Origin of the sequence: Pseudomonas sp. BNK-7 (genome assembly GCF_048072025.1) — a bacterium.
Lineage (GTDB): Bacteria > Pseudomonadota > Gammaproteobacteria > Pseudomonadales > Pseudomonadaceae > Aquipseudomonas > Aquipseudomonas danubii.
The window spans coordinates 6,692,949-6,714,123 of record NZ_CP182252.1 but is presented as its reverse complement, the minus strand read 5'-3'; the positions used below and the strand labels follow the sequence as shown (position 1 = coordinate 6,714,123).

Below are 21,175 nucleotides of genomic sequence, written 5' to 3'. Positions count from 1 at the left end.
TTATGCCGCCTGCTGCTGGAACTGCTGGCGGTACTGATTGGGTGAGAGTTCGGTGTGTTGGCGGAACAGGCGGGCGAAGAAGCTGGCGTCGTCGTAGCCGACTTCATAGCTGATGGTCTTGATGCTCTTGCGCGTTCCCGAAAGCAGGCCCTTGGCGGTTTCGATGCGTAGACGCTGCAGGTAGTGCAGGGGCTTGTCGCCGGTAGCCGTCTGAAAGCGGCGCATGAAATTGCGAATGCTCATGCCATGTTCGCGAGCCACGTCCTCGAAGCGGAACTTGTCGGCGAAGTGCTCTTCAAGCCAATGCTGGATCTGCAGGATGATTACATCCTGATGCAGTTTCTGGCCGCCGAAGCCGATGCGTCCGGGGGCGTAGCTGCGCTGCACTTCATAGAGGATGTCCCGAGCCACGGCCTGGGCCACGTTGGCTCCACAGAAGCGTTCGATCAGGTAAATGTACAGGTCGCAGGCCGAGGTGGTGCCGCCGGCGCAATAGAGATTGTCGGCGTCTGTCAGGTGCTTGTCCTGGTTGAGCTGGACCTTGGGGAAGCGCTCGCTGAAGGCGTTGAAGAAGCGCCAGTAAGTGGTGGCTTCCTTGCCGTCGAGCAGTCCGGCTTCAGCCAGCCAGAAAACCCCGGTGGCTTCACCGCAAAGCACTGCACCGCGGGCGTGCTGGGCGCGCAGCCAGGGCAGTATCTGTGGGTAACGCTGGCACAGGGTGTCGAAGTCATCCCAGAAGGCCGGGAGAATGATCACATCGGTATCTTCCAGCGCACCGTCCACTGGCATGATCACATTGCTGAAGCTGCAGACTGGCTGGCCGTCGGGGCTGACCAGGCGAGTTTCGAATGCCGGAGTCAGGCCTTGGCCCAGCTGTTTGCCGTAACGCAGGCTGGCCAGATGGAAAAAATCCTTGGCCTGCATGAGGGTGGAAGCGAAAACCCGGTCGATAGCCAGGATGCTGACGCGCCGCAAGGGCGTGGAGGTTTGGTTAGACATAATTCAATTGTTCTTATAGGGGAAAGTGGTCACCAGACGGCTGGATCGTCTTATTTTTTGTCGGATGTGTCCAGTGTCCCGTGCAGGTGCCTGGGCTTAGGCTCTGGCAGCCAACCCATGATCAATCAACATCACAGGTGCCTGCATGATCCCTAGAACCTTGTTCAGTTCCGAGCATGAACTCTTTCGTGACAGCGTGCGTACGTTCCTTGAAAAAGAGGCTGTGCCTTTCCATGGTGAGTGGGAAAAACAGGGCTTCATCGACCGTCAGTTGTGGAGCAAGGCTGGGGAGGCGGGGATGCTGTGTTCGCACATTCCCGAGGAGTACGGCGGTCTGGGGGCGGATTTTCTCTACAGTGCGGTGGTGATCGAGGAGATCGGCCGTCTGGGGCTGACCGGCATTGGTTTTTCTCTGCATTCAGACATTGTTGCGCCCTACATCCTGCACTACGGCAGTGAGGCGCTGAAGCGCAAATACCTGCCCCGTCTGGTGTCGGGGGATATGGTCACGGCCATTGCCATGACCGAGCCGGGTGCGGGCTCTGACTTGCAAGGGGTGAAGACCACGGCAGTGCTCGACGGCGACGAGTATGTGATCAATGGGTCCAAGACCTTTATTACCAACGGCTACCTGGCGGACCTGGTGATAGTCGTGGCCAAGACCGATCCCAAGGCTGGAGCTAAGGGCACCAGCCTGTTTCTGGTTGAGGCCGATACTCCCGGGTTCTCCAAGGGCAAGCGCCTGGAAAAGGTTGGAATGAAGGCTCAGGACACCTCCGAGCTGTTCTTCCAGGATGTGCGAGTGCCCAAGGAAAATCTGCTGGGGCAGGCTGGGGCAGGCTTTGCCTACTTGATGCAGGAGTTGCCCCAGGAGCGCCTGACCGTGGCCATTGGTGGCCTGGCCAGTGCCGAGGCCGCGTTGCAGTGGACACTGGAATACACCCGCGAACGCAAGGCCTTTGGCAAGGCAATTGCCGATTTCCAGAATAGCCGCTTCAAGCTGGCTGAAATGGCCACGGAAATTCAGATCGGCCGGGTCTTTGTCGATCGCTGCCTGGAGTTGCATTTGCAGGACAAACTCGATGTGCCGACGGCGGCCATGGCCAAGTACTGGGGCACCGATCTGCAGTGCAAGGTACTCGATGAGTGCGTGCAACTGCACGGCGGCTACGGCTTCATGTGGGAGTACCCGGTGGCCCGGGCCTGGGCCGATGCGCGGGTGCAGCGCATTTATGCCGGGACCAACGAGATCATGAAGGAAATTATCGCCCGTTCACTGTAGGAACCGGCTTGCAGGCAAATGGTGCGACGTGTCCATTCGTTGGCAAGCCAGCTCCTGTAGACCAGTTAAGGCGCAGGGTTGGGGTGATCCTTGTGGATTGCCTCGATCCCGGCGAGGACTTCTTCCGACAACTTCAAGGTGGCGCTGGCGATGTTGCTGTCCAGCTGTTCCAGTGTGGTGGCGCCGATGATGTTGCTGGTCACGAACGGCTGTTGAGTGACGAAGGCCAAGGCCATCTGTGCCGGGTCCAGACCATGCTCGCGGGCCAGCGCCACATAACGGCTGCAGGCCGCTTCCGACTGAGGGTTGAAGTAGCGGCTGAAGCGGCTGTAGAGGCTCAGTCGAGCCTTGGCTGGTCGGGCGCCTCCCTCGTACTTGCCGGACAGGTAGCCAAAGGCTAATGGAGAGTAAGCCAGCAGGCCGCATTGTTCGCGAATGGCGATTTCCGCCAGGCCCACCTCAAAGCTGCGGTTGAGCAGGTTGTAGGGGTTCTGGATCGAAACTGCGCGAGGCCAGCCACGACTTTCGGCCAGGGCGAGGAACTTCATGGTGCCCCAGGGCGTTTCGTTGGACAGGCCGATATGGCGGATCTTGCCGGCCTTGACCTGTTCGTCCAGCGCTTCGAGGGTTTCTTCCAGCGGTGTGAAGTCTTCGTCGGCCTGGTGCCTGTAACCCAGTTGACCGAAGAAGTTGGTGCTGCGCTCGGGCCAGTGCAATTGATAAAGGTCGATCCAGTCGGTCTGCAGGCGCTTGAGGCTGGCATCCACGGCTTCGACTATGTGTTTGCGGTTGTGCTTGAGTTGTTTGTCGCGGATGTAATCGATGGTGTTGCCTGGGCCGGCGATCTTGCTGGCCAGGATCCAGTCGGCGCGATCGCCGTGTTGCTTGAACCAGTTGCCTATGTAGCGTTCGGTGGTGGCATAGGTTTCGGCCTTGGGTGGCACCGGGTACATTTCGGCGGTGTCGATAAAGTTGATTCCGGCGTTCTTGGCTCGCTCGATTTGAGCGAAGGCTTCAGCCTCGGTGTTCTGCTCGCCCCAAGTCATGGTGCCCAGGCAAATCGCACTCACATTCAGATCGGTTCGGCCCAGCTGGCGGTAGTCCATCGGGTACTCCCTTGGCAAAACAATCATAAAAGCAGGTTGAATTTTTTTTCGCAATCTGCATAATTCGGCAGCTCTTTCTGCAGTGGAAGTGATGCGCCGCCTGCCGAAGAATCTTGCCGTATATCAGACGCGCTGACCCGAGCCCCCGATAGCGTCTGTGTCCGGCTGCCTTTGACCTTGTCAAAGTACGCACTATTCAGTAAGATCCGCCGTCTATTTTGCTGGGCGGCCCCTGAGGCTATAAAGAATGAAAACTTTTACTGCTAAACCGGAAACAGTAAAGCGCGACTGGTTCGTCGTCGACGCTGCTGGTCAGACCCTGGGTCGTCTGGCCACCGAAATCGCGAGCCGTCTGCGTGGCAAGCACAAGCCTGAGTACACTCCTCACGTTGATACCGGCGACTACATCGTCGTAATCAATGCCGAGCAGGTACGTGTTACTGGCGCTAAAACCACTGACAAAATGTACTACTCCCACTCCGGTTTCCCGGGCGGCATCAAGTCGATCAACTTCGAAAAGCTGATCGCTAAAGCCCCTGAGCGCGTGATCGAGACCGCGGTAAAAGGCATGCTGCCTAAGAACCCGCTGGGTCGCGACATGTACCGTAAGCTGAAAGTCTATGCGGGCGCTGCTCACCCTCATACTGCTCAGCAGCCCCAAGAACTGAAGATTTAACGGAATAGTTCATTATGTCGGCGACTCAAAATTACGGCACTGGCCGTCGCAAGACTGCAACCGCACGCGTTTTCCTGCGTCCGGGCACTGGCAACATCTCGATCAACAACCGCTCCCTGGATAACTTCTTCGGTCGCGAAACTGCCCGCATGGTAGTTCGTCAGCCGCTGGAGCTGACCGAGACTGTTGAGAAGTTCGATATCTACGTTACCGTTATCGGCGGCGGTGTAAGTGGTCAAGCTGGCGCAATCCGCCACGGTATCACTCGCGCTCTGATGGATTACGACGAAACTCTGCGCAGCGCTCTGCGTAAAGCTGGCTTCGTAACCCGTGACGCACGTGAAGTTGAGCGTAAGAAAGTGGGTCTGCGTAAAGCGCGTAAGCGTCCGCAATACTCCAAGCGTTAATTCGCTACTGCGTTCAAAAGCGCCCAGTCTCCTCGCGGAGCTGGGCGTTTTTTATTGTCTGAAATTTGCGCTGTGACAACTTGCCACATCCACGCAGGCCCTATACTACAAGGCTTCGGGCTGGGTCGGCTTGGTAATTACCTTGTCAGAATAGGGGCTTTTCATTACCATTCGGCAAAATTTTTATAAGTTCAGATTTTTACTTAGTAGATGCCTGATTTAACAGGCCACAAAGCTGATGGGAGAGGACTGAATGAGCAATGACGGCGTGAATGCAGGCCGGCGTCGCTTCCTAGTAGCAGCCACATCCGTGGTGGGTGCTGCTGGAGCGGTGGGGGCTGCGGTCCCGTTCGTGGGGTCATGGTTTCCCAGTGCCAAGGCGAAAGCCGCAGGTGCACCGGTGAAAGTGAATATCAGCAAGATCGAACCAGGTCAGCAGATGATTGCTGAGTGGCGTGGTCAACCGGTATTCATCGTCCGCCGTACAGAGGAAATCCTGGGGAATCTTAAAAAGATCGAGGGCCAGCTGTCTGACCCTGACTCCAAGAACTCGGTACAACCAACCTACGTCGATCCGGAAGTGCGTTCGATCAAGCCAGAGATTTTGCTGCTGATCGGGATCTGTACTCACCTGGGTTGTTCTCCGACCTTCCGTCCTGAAGTGGCGCCCGCTGATTTGGGCAAGGACTGGGTAGGTGGCTATTTCTGCCCTTGCCACGGCTCCCACTACGACCTGGCTGGTCGCGTCTATAAAGCGCAGCCTGCGCCCCTGAACCTGCCAGTACCCCCGCATTCCTATGAGTCGGATGACATCATCGTCATTGGCGTCGACACGGAGAAAGCGTGATGAGCAAGTTCATGGATTGGGTTGATGCGCGCTTCCCGGCGACCAAGATGTGGGAAGACCATCTCAGCAAGTATTACGCTCCGAAGAACTTCAACTTCTTCTATTTCTTTGGCTCCCTGGCACTGCTGGTTCTGGTTAACCAGATCGTTACTGGTGTCTGGTTGACCATGAGCTACACCCCTTCGGCGGAAGAAGCCTTTGCTTCCGTTGAATACATCATGCGCGACGTCGAGTACGGCGCGATCCTGCGTTTGCTTCACTCCACCGGCGCTTCGGCGTTCTTCATCGTGGTCTATCTGCACATGTTCCGTGGCTTGCTCTACGGTTCCTACCAGAAGCCTCGTGAGCTGGTGTGGCTGTTCGGCATGCTGATCTACCTGGCGCTGATGGCCGAGGCCTTCATGGGCTATCTGCTGCCTTGGGGGCAGATGTCCTACTGGGGTGCCCAGGTGATCATCTCGCTGTTCGGTGCGATCCCCGTTATTGGTGACGACCTGACTCAGTGGATCCGTGGTGATTACCTGATTTCCGGGATTACCCTGAACCGCTTCTTCGCTCTGCACGTGGTAGCCCTGCCGATCGTGATTCTCGGTCTGGTGGTGCTGCACATTCTGGCGTTGCACGAGGTGGGTTCGAATAACCCGGATGGCGTAGACATCAAGAAGAACAAGGATGAGAACGGTATCCCGCTGGATGGCATTCCTTTCCACCCTTACTACACCGTGAAGGATATCGTCGGTGTAGTTGTGTTCCTGTTCATCTTCTGCTCGATCGTGTTTTTCTTCCCTGAGATGGGTGGTTACTTCCTCGAGAAGCCGAACTTCGAACCGGCCAACCCATTCAAGACACCTGAGCATATTGCTCCTGTTTGGTACTTCACTCCGTTCTACGCGATTCTGCGTGCGGTGCCGGACAAGCTCTTGGGTGTTATCGCCATGGGCGCTGCAATTGCGGTCCTGTTCGTGCTGCCTTGGCTCGACCGTAGTCCGGTCAAGTCCATGCGCTATAAAGGCTGGCTGAGCAAGATCTGGCTGCTGGTGTTCTGCGTCTCGTTCGTGATTCTGGGTGTGTTGGGTGTGTTGGCGCCGACTCCAGGCCGTACGCTGTTGTCGCAGGTGTGTACCTTCCTGTACTTCGCCTACTTCATTCTGATGCCGTTCTATACCAGGCTCGAGAAGACCAAACCGGTTCCGGAAAGGGTGACTGGCTGATGAAAAAGCTATTTGCTGTACTGATTCTTGCTGCTATGCCTGTGTTGTCTTTCGCGAATACCGCGGGTCCTGAGTTGGAGAAGGTTGATATCGACCTGTCCGACAAGGCTGCCCTGCAAGATGGTGCGCGTACTTTCGCCAACTACTGCATGGGTTGCCACAGCGCCAAGTTCCAGCGTTATGAGCGGGTCGCCGATGACCTGGGCATTCCTCACGACTTGATGTTGAGCAAGCTGGTTTTCACCGGTGCCAAGATCGGTGACCACATGAACATCGGCATGCAGCCGGCTGATGCCAAGACCTGGTTCGGCGCTGCGCCGCCAGACTTGACCCTGGTGGCTCGCGTTCGTGGTACCGATTGGCTTTATGGCTACCTCAAGTCCTTCTATGAAGATCCTGCGCGCCCTTGGGGCGTGAACAACAAGGTCTTCCCGAACGTTGGTATGCCTAACGTCCTGGTCGGTCTGCAAGGGCGTCAAGTTGTCGGTTGCAAGCAGGTGCAAATCGTTGAAGGCGGTAAGAAACAATACGATCCGCTGACTGGTACGCCCCTGACTCACGAGGCGTGCGACCAGCTGACAGTCAAAGAGGGTACCGGTACTCTCAATGAGGCTCAGTTCGACGAGAAGGTCAAGAATCTGGTGACCTTCCTGGCTTACTCGGCCAACCCTGTCAAACTGCAGCACCAGCGCATCGGTACTTACGTGCTCTTGTATCTGGCCTTCTTCTTCGTGTTCGCCTATCTGCTCAAGCGCGAATACTGGAAGGATGTGCATTAATAGCGTTTTAAGCATCAGTTGTTGAACATGCGCGCCTAGGGGCGTCTCTGAAACTGTAACAACCCTGTATCATTCGGGGGTTACCAGAGGCGCCCTGAGGGCGCGCTTGTTTTTTCTGCTTCCGATAATTTCAACAAGCGAGGAGGATCGCCATGGGCGTGACCAATCGGTTGGCCTGTTACTCCGACCCCGCCGACCACTATTCCCACCGGGTGCGCATTGTGCTTGCGGAGAAGGGTGTCAGCGCCGAGATCATCAGTGTGGAGGCGGGGCGTCAGCCGCCGAAACTGATCGAAGTGAACCCTTACGGGAGCTTGCCGACGCTGGTCGATCGGGACCTGGCGTTGTGGGAATCGACAGTGGTGATGGAATACCTGGATGAGCGTTACCCTCATCCTCCATTGCTGCCGGTTTACCCTGTTGCGCGTGCCAATAGTCGCTTGCTCATCCATCGGATCCAGCGTGATTGGTGCGGGCAGGTGGATCTGATTCTGGATTCGCGGACCAAGGAGGCGGTCCGGGTGCAGGCGCGTAAGGAGTTACGCGAAAGTCTGACAGGGGTTTCCCCGCTGTTCGCCGATAAGCCATTTTTCCTCAGTGAGGAACAAAGCCTGGTGGACTGCTGCCTACTGCCCATACTCTGGAGGTTGCCAATCCTGGGTATCGAACTGCCGCGGCAGGCCAAGCCGCTGCTTGATTATATGGACCGCCAATTTGCGCGTGAGGCTTTCCAGGCAAGTTTGTCTGGTGTCGAACGTGATATGCGCTGAGGCTTAAGGAGCCGCTATGAACTCCAGTCGACCTTATCTGGTCCGCGCGCTCTATGAGTGGATTGTGGACAACGATTGCACCCCGCACATGCTGGTCAACTCCGATTACCCGGCTGTACAGGTGCCTCAGGGTTTCGCCAGCGATGGGCAAATTGTTCTGAATATTTCTCCCAGTGCCGTGCGCCATCTGCATATGGATAACGATGCAGTAACTTTCGAGGGGCGCTTCGGCGGTGTGCCTCACAGCCTGCACGTACCGGTTGCTGCGATCCTTGGGATCTATGCGCGCGAGAATGGGCAGGGCATGGTCTTTGATCTGGAATCGCCTCTGGATGAGGAGGACGATATTGAGCCGGATGATGACCTGCCTCCACCGGGCAGTGAGCCGCCGCGACCTAGCGGCCGGCCGAGCCTGAAAGTGGTCAAGTAATAAAAAAGGCGATCCGGATGGATCGCCTTTTTTGTATCTGCTGCAGTGCTTTTTCAGTCGATGTATTCGAACAGCTTAACGATTTTCTGTACGCCAGAGACGCCCTGTACCAAATTGGTGGCTTGGGCGGCTTCCTGTTGGGTCAGCAAGCCCAGCAAGTAGACAATGCCGTTCTCGGTCACCACCTTGATCCGTGAAGCGGGAATGCTGGCGTCGGTGAGCATCTGTGTCTTGATCTTGGTGGTCAGCCAGCCATCGTTCTGCCGTGCCAGGAATCCTGATGGTGGCAGCACCTGTAGTTCGTTATGCACCTTCTTGACTCGTTGTACCTCGCTGGCGGCCTGTTCGGCTGTCGCCTTGAGGTCGGGGCGCGGTGTCTGGCCGGCCAACAGGACGATACCGTTGAAGCTGGTGACGACAATGTGCGAGTTGTTTTCCAGGTCCGGGTTGGCCTTGGCAACGTTGACGGCGACTTTGGTCTCTATCAGCGAATCGTCGATCTTGCTGCCGAAGGTGCGGGTGCCGCGATCGTCATCGATTGGTTTGTCGCGGGTGGCGGTAATCACCGAGCTGCAACCAGTGATGCCGAGGCACAAGGTCAAGGCCAGAAGGCCAAGGCGATTAAGGGTCATTCTTCACTCCCGAACAATTGGCTGTCGATCAAGTCGCAAAGGCAATGGATCGCCAGCAGGTGGACTTCTTGAATACGTGCAGTGACGGTGGCCGGTACGCGAATTTCCACGTCTTCAGGCAGTAGCAGTGAGGCCATGCCGCCGCCGTCGCGACCAGTCAATGCTACGACAATCATTTCACGATCATGTGCGGCCTGGATGGCTTGAATAATGTTCGCCGAGTTGCCGCTGGTGGAAATTGCCAGCAACACATCGCCAGGTTGGCCTAGAGCGCGAATCTGCTTGGAGAAGACTTCGTTGTAGCTGTAGTCGTTGGCAATCGACGTGATGGTCGAGCTGTCGGTGGTCAGGGCGATGGCGGGCAAGCTGGGGCGTTCACGCTCGAAGCGGTTGAGCAATTCGGAGGAGAAGTGCTGGGCGTCGCCGGCGGAGCCACCGTTGCCACAGGAGAGCATTTTGCCCTCATTGAGCAAGGCGTTGACCATGACCTGGCTGGCTTGCTCGATGTGCGGTGCAAGTACGTCCATCGCCTGTTGCTTGGTGTCGATGCTGGCCTGAAAAAGCTGGCGAATTCGGGATTGCATGTCCATCTGTGTGACCTTAAGTGGCGCGGCTTGGTGGCACGTGAATGTGCAGCCCGCAAAGCAAAGAGCAAAAAAGTTGAGTGAAAATGGGTGCGGCCTGAAGGCGTCTTTCAGCTATCAAAGGCATTGCGTAGCCAGTTCAAACGGGCTTCTGCACCCGGGGCGCCTTCAATGGCGACCACGTCGAAACGGCAGGGGTGGTTGGACCAGCATGATTCGCGTTGCAGGAAAATCTGCGCGGCAAGAATCAGTTTTTGACGCTTGCGTCCATCGATACTGCCCAGAGCTCCACCCCATTGCGTGTGTTGTCTGTAGCGGACTTCGACGAATACTACTGTATCGCCGTCAAGCATGACCAGATCAAGCTCGCCGCGTTTGCACAGCCAGTTCTGCGCCAATAGGCGCAGCCCGTGCTGTTGGAGATGCCGGAGTGCTTGGCTCTCGGCATCTCTTCCGCTTTGCTGGCGTGATCCTTGAGTCATTAGCGCGGTGTGTCGGGCAGGCGGGTGACCTGGCCGTTGACGAACTTGGCCCAGGGTAGCTGACGCTCAATGCGCTGACCGGCGGCCATGCCCAGGCTTCCGGATTCGCCTTCGATACGGCTGTCGGGCAGAGCCTTGAGCTGACCCAGGCGTGGCGCCAGGCGATAGGCGTCGACACCCATTGCGTACAGGCGACCGAGGCTGCCTCCAGCTTGTGGCCATTGTGCAGTGACCTGGCGACGCAGAAGGCCGTTGGCATCCAGCAGCCAAGGCGTTTCGCAGAACATTACACCGTTCATGTCGTTGTATTGATTCTGATCGCCGCTGGCGCTGAACACGTTGGAAGTTGCGTACACCGGAACATCGCCAGCGTACTGGAAGTTCAGGGTCGGCTTGATCTGCTGTGCTTGCTGTGGAGTGGAGGCGAGAAAAATGAACTCGATATCCTGGCGGCGCGACGGTTGTGCGGCGACTTGAGTACCTACAGTGCTCTGCAGGCTCTTGGCGCGGCTCTCGCTTTGGCGCAGTCGGAATAGGTCGGCAATTTGCTGAGCTAAGGCGACAGGCTGGTCAACGCGTTCGATGCCGATCACGCTGCCACCGTTGGCTTCCCAATCCTGGCGGAACGCCTTGAGCACGCGATCGCCCCACTCGCCCTTGGGGACCAGTACCGCGGCGCGATGCAGGCCATCGGCGCGGGCACGACGAGAGACTTCACGGGCTTCGTCCTCGGCAGCCAGGCCGAACTGGAACAGTTGCGCCGGGCCTTGTTCGCCTTCGCTGTAGTTCAGTGCGAGGGTGGTAATCGGCAGTTGCGAGCGTGTGGCCAGTTGCTTGACCAATGGTTTTTCCAGGGGGCCGACTACCAGTTGCACGCCTGCGGCCTGGGCTTTGCGGTAGAAGTCGTCCAGGGAGCTCAAGCGCGAGCTGTCGTAAAACTCAATGCTGGGCGGCTTTTGCCCTGCTTGCTGAGCCTGGTAGTGAGCGGCCATGAAGCCTTCACGCAGGGCCTTGGAAACCGAAGCCAAGGGACCATCTTGTGGCAGAAGCAGGGCGATTTTCGAAACGGGTTGGCTAGCCAGCTCTTTGAGCTGGGTCAGCGGTTGTGGCAGTTGAATGGCCGCAGGATGCTTTGGGTTCTGCGCGCGCCAGTTATCAATGGCCGACTGTTGCTGCTCCAGAGTGCCGGCGGTCTTGACTGCCAGGGCCAGGCTCAACCATCCGGCCAGGTCATCGTTGCCTGCAGGTTGCAGTTGGTCGGTGGGCAGGGCAGCAATCAGTGCCCAGATGGCCTCATGGTTTTTTGCCGCGGCATCATCTTTCAGCAGGGGGGCGATAAGAATTCGCTGCTTGGCGGCAGAGAGCGTTTGGCCGTCTGCTTCCAGGGCGCGAGCATAAACGGTGCCGGTGCGGATCTGCTGAGTTGCAGGTAGTTCGCTGAGATGCTGCAGGCTCTGATGGCTCAGCGCAGTCAGCGCGGCTTTCGGCTGATTGCGGATCATGGCCAGCTCTGCGGCCAGGGTGCTGGCGAAGATCTGCTGGGCAGGTTTGAGTTGATCCAGCGACACTTGCTGAAGGATTTGTCCGGCGCGTCCTGCGTTGCCCTGGCGATATGCCAGGTCTGCAGCGCTCAAGCGCAGCAGGGCTGCCTTGTCCGGGCTTTTGCTGGTGGCGGCCTGTTCGAGCAATTGCTCGATGCTGGCATCCGGTGTCCGTGGAAGTTCGCCAAGGCTGGAAGAGGGCGAGCTGGCGCAAGCCACCAAAAGGGTAGCCAGGCAGAGGGCAAGAAACAGCCGCAGGCAAGCGATCATGTAAGTGTTCCTGATACTCGATCAAATGAGCGTGGAATTGTACCCAAGCGCTGGCCGGGGCGCGATGTTGCTGGTGATAAACCGTCTATTTAGCTGGTGCAAATGTTGCCGTAGTGCCTAAAAGGCCCCAAAGGGCTGGGTTGTTGAGTGATCGTCAGGCGTATTGATAGGGCTTCAACGCGTTACAATGGTGCTTTTGTCGATCTCGAGGTGTGCCCTTTGACTGCTCCAGGTGCTTTGAATACCGCTGCTGGTTCGCTTTATGTGGTGGCGACGCCCATCGGCAACCTGGACGACATCAGTGCCCGGGCCCTTAAGTTGTTGCGCGAAGTGTCTTTGATCGCTGCCGAGGATACTCGGCACTCTCAGCGCCTCATGCAGCACTTTGGCATTTCCACGCCCTTGGCGGCTTGCCATGAGCATAACGAGCGTGATGAAGGCTCTCGTTTCATTACTCGTTTATTGGCAGGTGATGATGTCGCCTTGATTTCCGATGCCGGCACGCCGCTGATTTCCGACCCGGGTTATCACTTGGTACGGCAGGCTCGAGCTGCAGGCATCAATGTGGTTCCTGTGCCGGGGGCTTGTGCATTGATCGCGGCACTGTCGGCGGCAGGTTTGCCGTCGGATCGGTTTATCTTCGAGGGGTTTCTGCCGGCCAAGGCCGTTGGGCGGCGTGGGCGCCTGGAGTTGGTCAAGGAAGAGCCCCGCACGTTGATTTTTTATGAGGCGCCGCATCGCATTCTTGAGTGTCTGCAAGACATGGAAGCGGTATTCGGTGGTGAGCGGCCGGCACTGTTGGCTCGAGAGCTGACCAAGACCTTTGAGACCCTCAAGGGGCTGCCTCTTTCCGAGTTGCGCCAGTTCGTAGAGGCTGACAGCAACCAGCAGCGTGGTGAGTGCGTGGTGCTGGTGGCGGGATGGACTGCACCGGAAAGTGATGAAGCGATCAGTAGTGAGTCGATGCGCATTCTTGATCTGTTGCTTAAGGAGATGCCTCTCAAAAGGGCGGCGGCGCTGGCAGCCGAGATCACGGGTGAGCGCAAGAATATCCTGTATCAGGTAGCACTGAATAAGCAGAAAGAACAATAAATTGCGTGGCAGGGTGGCCAAAGGCTTTTAGCGCTTGTTCTTGGGGCGCTCTGCCGTTAACCTGCGCGGCGGAGAGTCGATTGGACAGTCGCTGCCCTCTATGAAAATTAGAGGGGGGAGGAAAGTCCGGGCTCCATAGGGCGGAGTGCCAGGTAATGCCTGGGGGGCGTGAGCCTACGGAAAGTGCCACAGAAAATAACCGCCTAAGCACTTCGGTGCCGGTAAGGGTGAAAAGGTGCGGTAAGAGCGCACCGCACGTCTGGTAACAGTTCGTGGCTAGGTAAACCCCACTCGGAGCAAGACCAAATAGGGTTCCAAGGCGTGGCCCGCGCTGGAACCGGGTAGGTTGCTAAAGATGTCCAGTGATGGCCATCGTAGAGGAATGACTGTCCTCGACAGAACCCGGCTTACAGATCGACTCTCCACCTTTTCCCTCCCTGCTTGAATCAATAGCAGAAGCGTTTCTGTAATACCGAAAAAATCTTACTCTTAATAAATTACTTTAACTTCATGCTGCAGCTTATTGAGCTGTTTGAAGTTGATGCCCTGGAATGCCCTCCGAATTCTCGTTATCTCTCCTCTTAGTCTCCTAAATCTCCGTTCTATAAGGCTTTTCCGTCGCTGCGCGCCTTGACGGTGGTGTGGGCGCATTCCTATAGTGTGCGCAAGTGGCAGAAAGTGGCATGAAGTGGGTTTTTTGAGAGCAAAACGCTAAAATTTGGAGAAACGCTGACGTGTTTCGCGGAGCTAACGCTATCAGTCTCGATGCGAAGGGCCGTCTCGCCATGCCGAGCCGGTATCGTGACGAGCTCGTTTCGCGAAGTTCCGGGCAATTAATCGTCACTATCGACGCTGTTGATCCTTGTTTGTGTGTTTACCCCCTCGATGAGTGGGAGCTGATAGAAACCAAACTGCGCGCATTGCCTTCGCTTCGCGAAGAAAACCGTCGTTTGCAGCGTTTGCTGATTGGTAATGCCGTCGATCTTGAACTCGATGGCAGTGGTCGTTTTCTGGTGCCGCCGCGCCTGCGTGAATATGCCAAGTTGGATAAGCGCGCGATGCTGGTGGGCCAACTGAACAAGTTCCAATTGTGGGACGAGGATGCCTGGGATGCTGTTTCGGCGGCTGACCTGGCGGCTATTCAACAACCGGGCGCGATGCCTGATGAACTGCGTGATTTGATCCTGTGACTATTGATAGCGGCTTTAACCACATCACCGTGCTGCTTGACGAAGCCGTCGAGGCTCTCGCCGTGCGCCCTGATGGCTGCTATCTGGATGGCACCTTCGGCCGTGGCGGGCATAGCCGCTTGATTCTCAGCAAGCTCGGAACGGAGGGCCGGCTCCTCGGATTCGATAAGGACCCCCAAGCGATTGCCACCGGGCAAGCGCTAGCGGCCGAAGACGGCCGCTTTGTCGTTGTACAGCGCAGTTTTGCCGAGTTGGGTTCGGAGGTCGCGGAGCGCGGCCTGGCAGGCAAGGTCAGTGGTGTTCTGCTGGATCTTGGTGTGTCTTCTCCACAGCTGGACGATCCTGAGCGCGGCTTCAGCTTTCTCAATGATGGCCCTCTGGACATGCGCATGGACCCGACTCGTGGCATCAGCGCTGCGCAGTTCATTGCCACCGCGCCCGTCGAGGAAATTGCCCGTGTGTTCAAGGAGTACGGCGAAGAGCGCTTCTCCGGGCGCATGGCGCGGGCCGTGGTCGAGCGTCGTGAAATCCAGCCCTTCGAACGCACCGCCGATCTGGCCGAAGTGTTGAAAGTCGCCAATCCTGCCTGGGAGAAGGGCAAGAATCCTGCTACCCGGGCTTTCCAGGGATTGCGCATCCATGTGAATAACGAACTGGGCGATCTTGAGGCCGGCCTTGAAGCGGCGCTGGAGTCGCTGGAAGTGGGTGGTCGCCTGGTGGTGATCAGCTTCCACTCCCTGGAAGATCGCATCGTCAAATTGTTCATGCGACGCCTGGTGAAGGGCGAGTCCGACAATCTGCCGCGCAACCTGCCGGTACGTTTCGAAGCCTTCGTGCCGAAAATCAAGATTCATGGCAAAGCGCAGTTCGCCTCCGAGGCCGAGCTCAAAGCCAATCCCCGTTCTCGTAGTGCGGTCATGCGTGTTGCGGAGAAGCTTCGGTGAGCAAGCTCTTCGCCAAGCCTCTTCCAGGCGGAAGCTTTTTCATGCTTCTGCTATTCGTTGGCGTTTTGGTCTCCGCGATTGCGGTTACCTACAGCGCCCACTGGAATCGTCAGTTACTCAATACGCTGTATGGCGAGTTGAGCGTACGCGACAAGGCCCAGGCCGAATGGGGACGGTTGATTCTCGAGCAAAGCACCTGGACCGCTCATAGCCGGATCGAAGTGCTGGCCACCGAACAGCTGAAGATGCATATCCCTGGCGCGGCTGAAGTCCGCATGGTGGCGCCATGAAACTTGAAGGCGCTCTCTACCCCTGGCGTTTCCGTGTGGTGCTGGGTCTGCTGGCGATCATGGTGTCGGCGATTGGCTGGCGCATTATCGATCTGCAGGTGGTCGACCGTGACTTCCTTAAGGGGCAGGGCGATGCGCGCAGTGTCCGGCACATCCCTATTCCAGCTCATCGTGGCCTGATCACCGACCGCAATGGCGAGCCTCTGGCCGTGAGTACGCCAGTGACCACGCTTTGGGCCAATGCCAAGGAAATGCAGTTGGCCAAGGACCGCTGGCCAGCATTGGCCATGGCCCTTGGTCAGGACCCCAAGGCGTTGGCCGAGCGTCTTGAAGCTCAGGCCAATAAAGAATTCATCTATCTGGTCCGGGGCCTGACTCCGGAGCAGGGCCAGGCGGTGCTCGATCTGAAGGTGCCGGGCGTCTATGGCATTGAGGAGTTCCGGCGCTTCTATCCGGCCGGCGAAGTGACCGCGCACATGGTTGGTTTTACCGACATTGACGACCGTGGCCGCGAAGGGGTCGAGCTGGCCTATGACGAATGGCTCGCCGGTGTTCCCGGCAAGCGCCAGGTGATCAAGGACCGGCGCGGCAGATTGATCAAGGATGTCCAGGTCACCAAGAACGCCAAGGCCGGCAAGCCCTTGGCGTTGTCGATTGATCTGCGCCTGCAGTACCTGGCCAACCGTGAGCTGCGCAATGCCATTGTCGAAAACGGCGCCAAGGCCGGCAGCCTGGTGATCATGGACGTGAAGACCGGCGAGATCCTGGCCATGGTCAACCAGCCGACCTACAACCCGAACAACCGCCGCAACTTGCAGCCGGCGATGATGCGTAACCGCGCGATGATCGACGTGTTCGAGCCTGGCTCGACCATGAAGGCGATCTCCATGAGTGCCGCTCTGGAAACCGGGCGCTGGAAGCCCAGCGATACTGTCGAGGTCTATCCGGGCACCCTGCAATTGGGTAAATACACCATTCGTGACGTGTCGAAGACCGAAGGGCCGGTGCTCGATCTGACCGGCATCCTGATCAACTCCAGTAACGTCGGCATGAGCAAGATCGCCTTCGATATCGGTGGTGAAGCCATTTTTCGTCTGGCACAGAAGATTGGCCTGGGTCAGGACACCGGCCTGGGCTTCCCTGGCGAGCGAGTCGGCAACCTGCCGAACTACCGTGAGTGGCGCAAGGCTGAAACCGCGACCCTGTCTTATGGCTACGGCCTCTCGGTGACCGCGATCCAGCTGGTCCACGCGTTTTCCGCGTTGGCCAACAATGGTCGGATCGCTCCACTGACGCTGATCAAATCCGACAAGACCCCGCAAACCGCCCAGGTGATTCCGGAAAACGTCGCCAAGACCATGCAGGGCATGCTGCAGCAGGTGATCGAGGCGCCCCGGGGCGTGTTCCGTGCCCAGGTTCCGGCCTATCACGTGGCTGGCAAGAGCGGTACCGCGCGCAAGACTTCGGTCGGCACCAAAGGCTATGCCGAGAATTCCTATCGTTCGCTGTTTGCCGGTTTCGGCCCGATGAGCGATCCGCGTTATGCCATCGTGGTGGTGATCGACGAGCCGAGCAAGGCCGGTTACTTCGGTGGTCTGGTATCGGCTCCGGTGTTCAGCAAAGTGATGTCCGGCACCCTGCGCCTGATGAACATCACTCCGGATAATCTGCCGGCCACGCAACAGGCCAATGCGGTGCCCGGTACCCCAGTACGAGCTAATGGAGGGCGCGGCTAATGTCTCTTAGCCTGAACAAGATTTTCGCCCACGCTGGTCGCGATCTGCTGATCCGCGAGTTGACGCTGGACAGCCGCAATGTACGTGCCGGTGATTTGTTCCTGGCGGTACCCGGCGCCAAGTTTGACGGCCGTGCGCATATTGCCGACGCCTTGCAGCGCGGTGCTGCTGCAGTGGCCTATGAGGTGGAAGGCGCAACCGTATTGCCGCTGACTGATGTGCCGCTGATTCCAGTCAAGGGCCTGGCGGCGCAGCTGTCGGATATTGCCGGACGCTTTTATGGTGATCCAAGCCGCCAGCTGAATCTGCTGGGCGTGACCGGTACCAACGGCAAGACCAGTGTTACCCAGTTGGTCGCCCAAGCGCTGGATCTGTTGGGCCAGCGTTGTGGTTTGGTGGGCACGCTGGGCACTGGTTTCTATGGCGCGCTGGAAAGTGGCTTGCACACCACGCCTAACCCTATCGCTGTGCAGGCGAGCCTGGCTGACCTGAAAAACGCCGGCGCCAAGGCGGTGGCCATGGAGGTCTCGTCCCATGGCCTGGATCAGGGGCGCGTGGCGGCCCTGGCATTCGATGTTGCGGTGCTGACCAATCTGTCCCGTGACCATCTGGATTACCACGGAACCATGCAAGCCTATGGCGCAGCCAAGGCGAAGCTCTTCAACTGGACTGACCTGCGTTGCCGGGTGATCAATCTCGATGATGAGTTCGGCCGGCAGCTGGCAGCGGACAAGCACGAGTCACGGCTGATTACCTACAGTCTCGAGGATGCCTCTGCTTATCTGTATTGCCGTGAGGCGACCTTCGACGACGACGGCGTTCGCGCAACCCTGGTGACTCCGCAGGGCGAGCACCATCTGCGCAGCGCTCTGCTCGGGCGCTTCAACCTGAGCAATGTGCTGGCTGCGGTCGGTGCTTTGTTGGGCCTGGAGTATGCGCTGGACGAAATTCTCGCCGTGCTGCCCAAGCTCGAAGGTCCTGCCGGACGCATGCAACGCCTGGGTGGTGGTACTCAGCCCCTGGTGGTCGTGGATTACGCCCACACTCCGGATGCCCTGGAAAAAGTATTGCTGGCCCTGCGCCCTCACGCCAAGGGGCGTCTGCTCTGCCTGTTCGGCTGCGGCGGTGACCGCGATCGTGGCAAGCGTCCGCTGATGGCCGAGGTGGTCGAGCGCCTGGCAGATGGTGTGCTGGTCACCGATGACAACCCACGCAGCGAAGACCCTGCGCAGATCTTCGACGACATCCGTGCTGGTTTCAGCGCGGTAGACAAGGTCGATTTTGTTGCCGGTCGTGGCCTCGCCATTGCTCGATTGATCGCCGCCGCATCGGCAGACGATGTGGTGGTTCTGGCGGGTAAGGGCCATGAGGATTATCAGGAGATCAATGGCCAGCGCCATGACTTCTCCGACCTTGCTGAAGCCGACAAGGCCTTGACCGCATGGGAGGTGGCACATGCTTAAAGCCTTGCTGCTCAGTGAAGTATCGGCCCCATTGGATGCCCGCTTGATCGCGGGCGACGTGCGTTTCAGTGGTGTCAGTATCGATAGTCGGGTGATTCAGGCGGGCCAGTTGTTCGTTGCCTTGACGGGCCCCCGTTTTGACGGCCATGACTACTTGAACGAAGTGGCAGGCAAAGGTGCCGTAGCCGCGTTGGTTGAACGTGAAGTTCCCGACAGCACCCTGCCTCAGTTGCTGGTCAAGGATACCCGTCTGGCCCTCGGCCAATTGGGCGCTCTGAATCGTGGCGCCTTTACCCAGCCTGTGGCTGCGGTGACGGGTTCCAGCGGCAAGACCACGGTCAAGGAGATGCTGGCCAGCATCCTGCGTACCCGTGGTCCAGTGCTGGCAACCCGGGGCAACCTGAACAATGATCTGGGCGCGCCGCTGACACTGCTGGAGCTGGCCCCCGAACATACCGCTGCGGTGATCGAGCTGGGTGCGTCACGCATCGGCGAAATCGCCTACACCGTAGCCATGACTCGCCCCCATGTGGCGATCATCAATAATGCAGGTACCGCTCACGTCGGTGAGTTCGGCGGGCCGGAGAAAATCGTCGAAGCCAAGGGCGAGATTCTCGAGGGGCTCGATAGCGCCGGGATCGCGGTGCTCAATCTGGACGACAAGGCCTTCCCAATCTGGAAGACCCGAGCCGCCGGTCGCCAGGTGCTGAGCTTTGCCCTGGACAACAGCGCAGCAGATTTCCATGCCTCGGATATCGGTCGTGATGCCCGTGGTTGCCCGTCCTTCACATTGCACAGCCCAAAGGGCGTGGATAGGGTGCAACTGAACCTGCTTGGCACCCATAACGTGGCCAACGCCCTGGCTGCTGCCGCCGCAGCCCATGCCATGGGCGTCTCGCTGTTCGGCATCGTCACTGGCCTGAACGCTGTGCAGCCGGTCAAGGGCCGCACCGTTGCCCAACTGGCCAAGAACGGCCTGCGGGTGATCGATGACACTTACAACGCAAACCCCACCTCAATGTGTGCCGCCGTTGATATACTCGCCGGCTTTTCCGGCCGCACCGTCCTGGTGCTCGGAGACATTGGCGAGTTGGGCGAGTGGGCGGAGCAGGGGCACCGCGAAGTAGGTGCATATGCCGCTGGCAAGGTTTCGGCCCTCTACGCCGTAGGCCCGATGATGGCTCATGCCGTTGCCGCCTTCGGCGAACACGCGCGCCACTTCGCCAGCCAGGCTGATCTGATTGCCGCCCTGAACGTCGAGCAAGACCCAAATACCACCATTTTGATCAAGGGATCGCGCAGCGCGGTGATGGAAAACATCGTCGCGGCTTTGTGCGGCTCGAGCACGGAGAAACATTGATGCTGCTGCTGCTAGCGGAGTACCTGCAACAGTTCTACAAAGGCTTCGCGGTCTTTCAGTACCTGACCCTGCGCGGGATTCTCGGGGTACTGACTGCGTTGTCTTTGGCGCTGTGCTTGGGTCCGTGGATGATCCGTACTCTGCAAAACCGGCAGATCGGCCAGGCCGTGCGTAATGACGGTCCGCAGTCCCACCTTTCCAAGTCCGGTACACCGACCATGGGGGGCGCGCTGATTCTTTCCGCCATCGGTATCAGCACCCTGCTCTGGGCCGACCTGCGCAACCACTATGTGTGGGTAGTGCTGGTGGTCACCCTGGCGTTTGGCGCCATCGGTTGGGTCGATGACTACCGCAAGGTGATCGAGAAGAACTCCCGTGGCCTGCCGAGTCGCTGGAAGTATTTCTGGCAGTCGGTGTTCGGCCTGGGCGCTGCGATCTTCCTTTATATGACCGCACAGAGTCCGGTGGAAACCACCCTGCTGATTCCGATGCTCAAGGACGTGAGTATTCCTCTGGGCATCGGTTTCGTGGTCCTGACCTACTTCGTCATCGTCGGTTCGAGTAACGCGGTCAACCTGACCGACGGCCTCGATGGCCTGGCGATCATGCCGACCGTGATGGTTGGCGGCGCGCTGGGGATCTTCTGCTACCTGTCGGGTAACGTGAAGTTCGCCGAATACCTGCTGATTCCTTACGTACCAGGAGCGGGCGAGCTGATCGTCTTCTGCGGTGCGCTGATCGGTGCCGGCCTGGGTTTCTTGTGGTTCAACACCTATCCGGCACAAGTCTTCATGGGCGACGTCGGCGCACTGGCGCTGGGCGCGGCCCTGGGCACCATTGCGGTGATCGTCCGTCAGGAAATCGTCCTGTTCATCATGGGCGGCGTGTTCGTGATGGAGACCCTGTCGGTGGTGATCCAGGTCGCTTCCTTCAAATTGACCGGTCGCCGTGTGTTCCGCATGGCACCGATCCACCACCACTTTGAACTCAAGGGCTGGCCCGAGCCTCGCGTGATTGTCCGCTTCTGGATCATCACCGTGATCCTCGTGTTGATCGGCCTTGCCACCCTGAAGCTGAGGTAGAA

The 21,175-nt window shown here is 58.3% G+C and carries 22 protein-coding genes and 1 other RNA gene; 17 read left to right on the top strand and 6 right to left on the bottom strand.

Translation table 11 applies throughout. The features are described 5' to 3' along the window. Positions 1–900: a GlxA family transcriptional regulator gene (locus tag ACMGF8_RS30325; protein WP_170001537.1), complete on the bottom strand. Its 900-nt coding sequence runs from the start codon at positions 898–900 to the stop codon at positions 1–3. A 244-nt stretch (positions 901–1,144) separates the two neighbouring features. Between ACMGF8_RS30325 and ACMGF8_RS30320 the strand changes: the two genes are divergently transcribed. Beyond that, a complete protein-coding gene (locus tag ACMGF8_RS30320; RefSeq protein ID WP_416758223.1) occupies positions 1,145–2,281 on the top strand; it encodes an acyl-CoA dehydrogenase family protein in 1,137 nt (378 codons plus the stop codon). Positions 2,282–2,346: 65 nt separating this feature from the next. Here the strand turns inward: ACMGF8_RS30320 and ACMGF8_RS30315 are convergent, their stop codons facing one another. Then, positions 2,347–3,387, bottom strand: a complete 1,041-nt coding sequence (locus tag ACMGF8_RS30315) for an NADP(H)-dependent aldo-keto reductase (protein ID WP_102860307.1) — start codon at positions 3,385–3,387, stop codon at positions 2,347–2,349. A 247-nt stretch (positions 3,388–3,634) separates the two neighbouring features. Between ACMGF8_RS30315 and rplM the strand changes: the two genes are divergently transcribed. The 7 genes from rplM (at position 3,635) to ACMGF8_RS30280 (ending at position 8,507) form a co-directional block, all read left to right on the top strand. Next, positions 3,635–4,063, top strand: coding sequence for a 50S ribosomal protein L13 (gene rplM, locus ACMGF8_RS30310; protein ID WP_007928449.1), 429 nt, complete (start codon positions 3,635–3,637; stop codon positions 4,061–4,063). Between the two features lie 14 nt (positions 4,064–4,077). Then, a complete protein-coding gene (gene rpsI / locus ACMGF8_RS30305) occupies positions 4,078–4,470 on the top strand; it encodes a 30S ribosomal protein S9 (protein WP_003228056.1) in 393 nt (130 codons plus the stop codon). Positions 4,471–4,723: 253 nt separating this feature from the next. After that, positions 4,724–5,317 carry a ubiquinol-cytochrome c reductase iron-sulfur subunit gene (petA, locus tag ACMGF8_RS30300; RefSeq protein ID WP_102860308.1) on the top strand — a complete coding sequence of 198 codons (594 nt, stop codon included), beginning with the start codon at positions 4,724–4,726 and terminating at the stop codon, positions 5,315–5,317. Continuing rightward, complete coding sequence (locus ACMGF8_RS30295) at positions 5,317–6,528, top strand: cytochrome b (protein ID WP_102860309.1); 1,212 nt, start codon at positions 5,317–5,319, stop codon at positions 6,526–6,528. The genes petA and ACMGF8_RS30295 overlap by 1 nt, the downstream gene beginning before the upstream one ends. Then, on the top strand, positions 6,528–7,307 hold the full coding sequence (locus ACMGF8_RS30290) for a cytochrome c1 (protein ID WP_115580890.1): 780 nt from the start codon (positions 6,528–6,530) through the stop codon (positions 7,305–7,307). The genes ACMGF8_RS30295 and ACMGF8_RS30290 overlap by 1 nt, the downstream gene beginning before the upstream one ends. Before the next feature lie 152 nt (positions 7,308–7,459). After that, the gene (locus tag ACMGF8_RS30285) at positions 7,460–8,077 is read left to right on the top strand and encodes a glutathione S-transferase N-terminal domain-containing protein (RefSeq protein ID WP_102860311.1); all 618 of its coding nucleotides are present in this window, start codon (positions 7,460–7,462) and stop codon (positions 8,075–8,077) included. Between the two features lie 16 nt (positions 8,078–8,093). Further along, positions 8,094–8,507 carry a ClpXP protease specificity-enhancing factor gene (locus tag ACMGF8_RS30280; RefSeq protein WP_102860312.1) on the top strand — a complete coding sequence of 138 codons (414 nt, stop codon included), beginning with the start codon at positions 8,094–8,096 and terminating at the stop codon, positions 8,505–8,507. Between the two features lie 53 nt (positions 8,508–8,560). Here the strand turns inward: ACMGF8_RS30280 and ACMGF8_RS30275 are convergent, their stop codons facing one another. The 4 genes from ACMGF8_RS30275 to ACMGF8_RS30260 form a co-directional block, all read right to left on the bottom strand. Further along, the gene (locus ACMGF8_RS30275) at positions 8,561–9,139 is read right to left on the bottom strand and encodes a BON domain-containing protein (protein ID WP_102860313.1); all 579 of its coding nucleotides are present in this window, start codon (positions 9,137–9,139) and stop codon (positions 8,561–8,563) included. Then, a complete protein-coding gene (locus ACMGF8_RS30270; RefSeq protein WP_015636934.1) occupies positions 9,136–9,729 on the bottom strand; it encodes a phosphoheptose isomerase in 594 nt (197 codons plus the stop codon). Before ACMGF8_RS30270 ends, ACMGF8_RS30275 begins: the two co-directional genes overlap by 4 nt. Positions 9,730–9,833: 104 nt before the next feature. Then, the gene (locus tag ACMGF8_RS30265) at positions 9,834–10,205 is read right to left on the bottom strand and encodes a YraN family protein (protein ID WP_102860314.1); all 372 of its coding nucleotides are present in this window, start codon (positions 10,203–10,205) and stop codon (positions 9,834–9,836) included. Next, positions 10,205–12,016, bottom strand: coding sequence for a penicillin-binding protein activator (locus ACMGF8_RS30260; RefSeq protein ID WP_115580887.1), 1,812 nt, complete (start codon positions 12,014–12,016; stop codon positions 10,205–10,207). The genes ACMGF8_RS30265 and ACMGF8_RS30260 overlap by 1 nt, the downstream gene beginning before the upstream one ends. Before the next feature lie 237 nt (positions 12,017–12,253). Between ACMGF8_RS30260 and rsmI the strand changes: the two genes are divergently transcribed. The 9 genes from rsmI to mraY all read left to right on the top strand — a co-directional run bounded on the left by rsmI (position 12,254) and on the right by mraY (position 21,173). Next, positions 12,254–13,108: a 16S rRNA (cytidine(1402)-2'-O)-methyltransferase gene (gene rsmI / locus ACMGF8_RS30255; RefSeq protein WP_416760406.1), complete on the top strand. Its 855-nt coding sequence runs from the start codon at positions 12,254–12,256 to the stop codon at positions 13,106–13,108. A 72-nt stretch (positions 13,109–13,180) separates the two neighbouring features. After that, positions 13,181–13,534: RNase P RNA component class A (gene rnpB, locus ACMGF8_RS30250), an RNA gene on the top strand. A gap of 308 nt (positions 13,535–13,842) precedes the next feature. Next, a complete protein-coding gene (gene mraZ, locus ACMGF8_RS30245) occupies positions 13,843–14,298 on the top strand; it encodes a division/cell wall cluster transcriptional repressor MraZ (RefSeq protein WP_019693566.1) in 456 nt (151 codons plus the stop codon). Next, positions 14,295–15,242: a 16S rRNA (cytosine(1402)-N(4))-methyltransferase RsmH gene (gene rsmH, locus ACMGF8_RS30240; RefSeq protein WP_162884089.1), complete on the top strand. Its 948-nt coding sequence runs from the start codon at positions 14,295–14,297 to the stop codon at positions 15,240–15,242. The genes mraZ and rsmH overlap by 4 nt, the downstream gene beginning before the upstream one ends. Next, complete coding sequence (gene ftsL / locus ACMGF8_RS30235; RefSeq protein WP_102860317.1) at positions 15,239–15,532, top strand: cell division protein FtsL; 294 nt, start codon at positions 15,239–15,241, stop codon at positions 15,530–15,532. The genes rsmH and ftsL overlap by 4 nt, the downstream gene beginning before the upstream one ends. Next, positions 15,529–17,268 (top strand): peptidoglycan D,D-transpeptidase FtsI family protein, encoded by a 1,740-nt coding sequence (locus ACMGF8_RS30230; protein ID WP_102860318.1) that lies wholly within the window; start codon positions 15,529–15,531, stop codon positions 17,266–17,268. Before ftsL ends, ACMGF8_RS30230 begins: the two co-directional genes overlap by 4 nt. Beyond that, a complete protein-coding gene (locus ACMGF8_RS30225; protein WP_115580886.1) occupies positions 17,268–18,731 on the top strand; it encodes a UDP-N-acetylmuramoyl-L-alanyl-D-glutamate--2,6-diaminopimelate ligase in 1,464 nt (487 codons plus the stop codon). The genes ACMGF8_RS30230 and ACMGF8_RS30225 overlap by 1 nt, the downstream gene beginning before the upstream one ends. Further along, a complete protein-coding gene (locus ACMGF8_RS30220; RefSeq protein ID WP_416758212.1) occupies positions 18,724–20,091 on the top strand; it encodes a UDP-N-acetylmuramoyl-tripeptide--D-alanyl-D-alanine ligase in 1,368 nt (455 codons plus the stop codon). Before ACMGF8_RS30225 ends, ACMGF8_RS30220 begins: the two co-directional genes overlap by 8 nt. Next, positions 20,091–21,173: a phospho-N-acetylmuramoyl-pentapeptide-transferase gene (mraY, locus tag ACMGF8_RS30215; RefSeq protein WP_102860321.1), complete on the top strand. Its 1,083-nt coding sequence runs from the start codon at positions 20,091–20,093 to the stop codon at positions 21,171–21,173. Before ACMGF8_RS30220 ends, mraY begins: the two co-directional genes overlap by 1 nt. The last annotated feature ends 2 nt before the right edge of the window (positions 21,174–21,175 follow it).

Coding starts and splice junctions, on each gene's coding strand:
- ACMGF8_RS30320 (WP_416758223.1), top strand. CDS start 1,145: ATGATCCCTAGAACCTTGTTCAGTTCCGAGCATGAACTCTTTCGTGAC.
- ACMGF8_RS30315 (WP_102860307.1), bottom strand. CDS start 3,387: ATGGACTACCGCCAGCTGGGCCGAACCGATCTGAATGTGAGTGCGATT.
- rplM (WP_007928449.1), top strand. CDS start 3,635: ATGAAAACTTTTACTGCTAAACCGGAAACAGTAAAGCGCGACTGGTTC.
- rpsI (WP_003228056.1), top strand. CDS start 4,078: ATGTCGGCGACTCAAAATTACGGCACTGGCCGTCGCAAGACTGCAACC.
- petA (WP_102860308.1), top strand. CDS start 4,724: ATGAGCAATGACGGCGTGAATGCAGGCCGGCGTCGCTTCCTAGTAGCA.
- ACMGF8_RS30295 (WP_102860309.1), top strand. CDS start 5,317: ATGAGCAAGTTCATGGATTGGGTTGATGCGCGCTTCCCGGCGACCAAG.
- ACMGF8_RS30290 (WP_115580890.1), top strand. CDS start 6,528: ATGAAAAAGCTATTTGCTGTACTGATTCTTGCTGCTATGCCTGTGTTG.
- ACMGF8_RS30285 (WP_102860311.1), top strand. CDS start 7,460: ATGGGCGTGACCAATCGGTTGGCCTGTTACTCCGACCCCGCCGACCAC.
- ACMGF8_RS30280 (WP_102860312.1), top strand. CDS start 8,094: ATGAACTCCAGTCGACCTTATCTGGTCCGCGCGCTCTATGAGTGGATT.
- ACMGF8_RS30275 (WP_102860313.1), bottom strand. CDS start 9,139: ATGACCCTTAATCGCCTTGGCCTTCTGGCCTTGACCTTGTGCCTCGGC.
- ACMGF8_RS30270 (WP_015636934.1), bottom strand. CDS start 9,729: ATGGACATGCAATCCCGAATTCGCCAGCTTTTTCAGGCCAGCATCGAC.
- ACMGF8_RS30265 (WP_102860314.1), bottom strand. CDS start 10,205: ATGACTCAAGGATCACGCCAGCAAAGCGGAAGAGATGCCGAGAGCCAA.
- ACMGF8_RS30260 (WP_115580887.1), bottom strand. CDS start 12,016: ATGATCGCTTGCCTGCGGCTGTTTCTTGCCCTCTGCCTGGCTACCCTT.
- ACMGF8_RS30230 (WP_102860318.1), top strand. CDS start 15,529: ATGAAACTTGAAGGCGCTCTCTACCCCTGGCGTTTCCGTGTGGTGCTG.
- ACMGF8_RS30225 (WP_115580886.1), top strand. CDS start 17,268: ATGTCTCTTAGCCTGAACAAGATTTTCGCCCACGCTGGTCGCGATCTG.
- ACMGF8_RS30220 (WP_416758212.1), top strand. CDS start 18,724: ATGCTTAAAGCCTTGCTGCTCAGTGAAGTATCGGCCCCATTGGATGCC.
- mraY (WP_102860321.1), top strand. CDS start 20,091: ATGCTGCTGCTGCTAGCGGAGTACCTGCAACAGTTCTACAAAGGCTTC.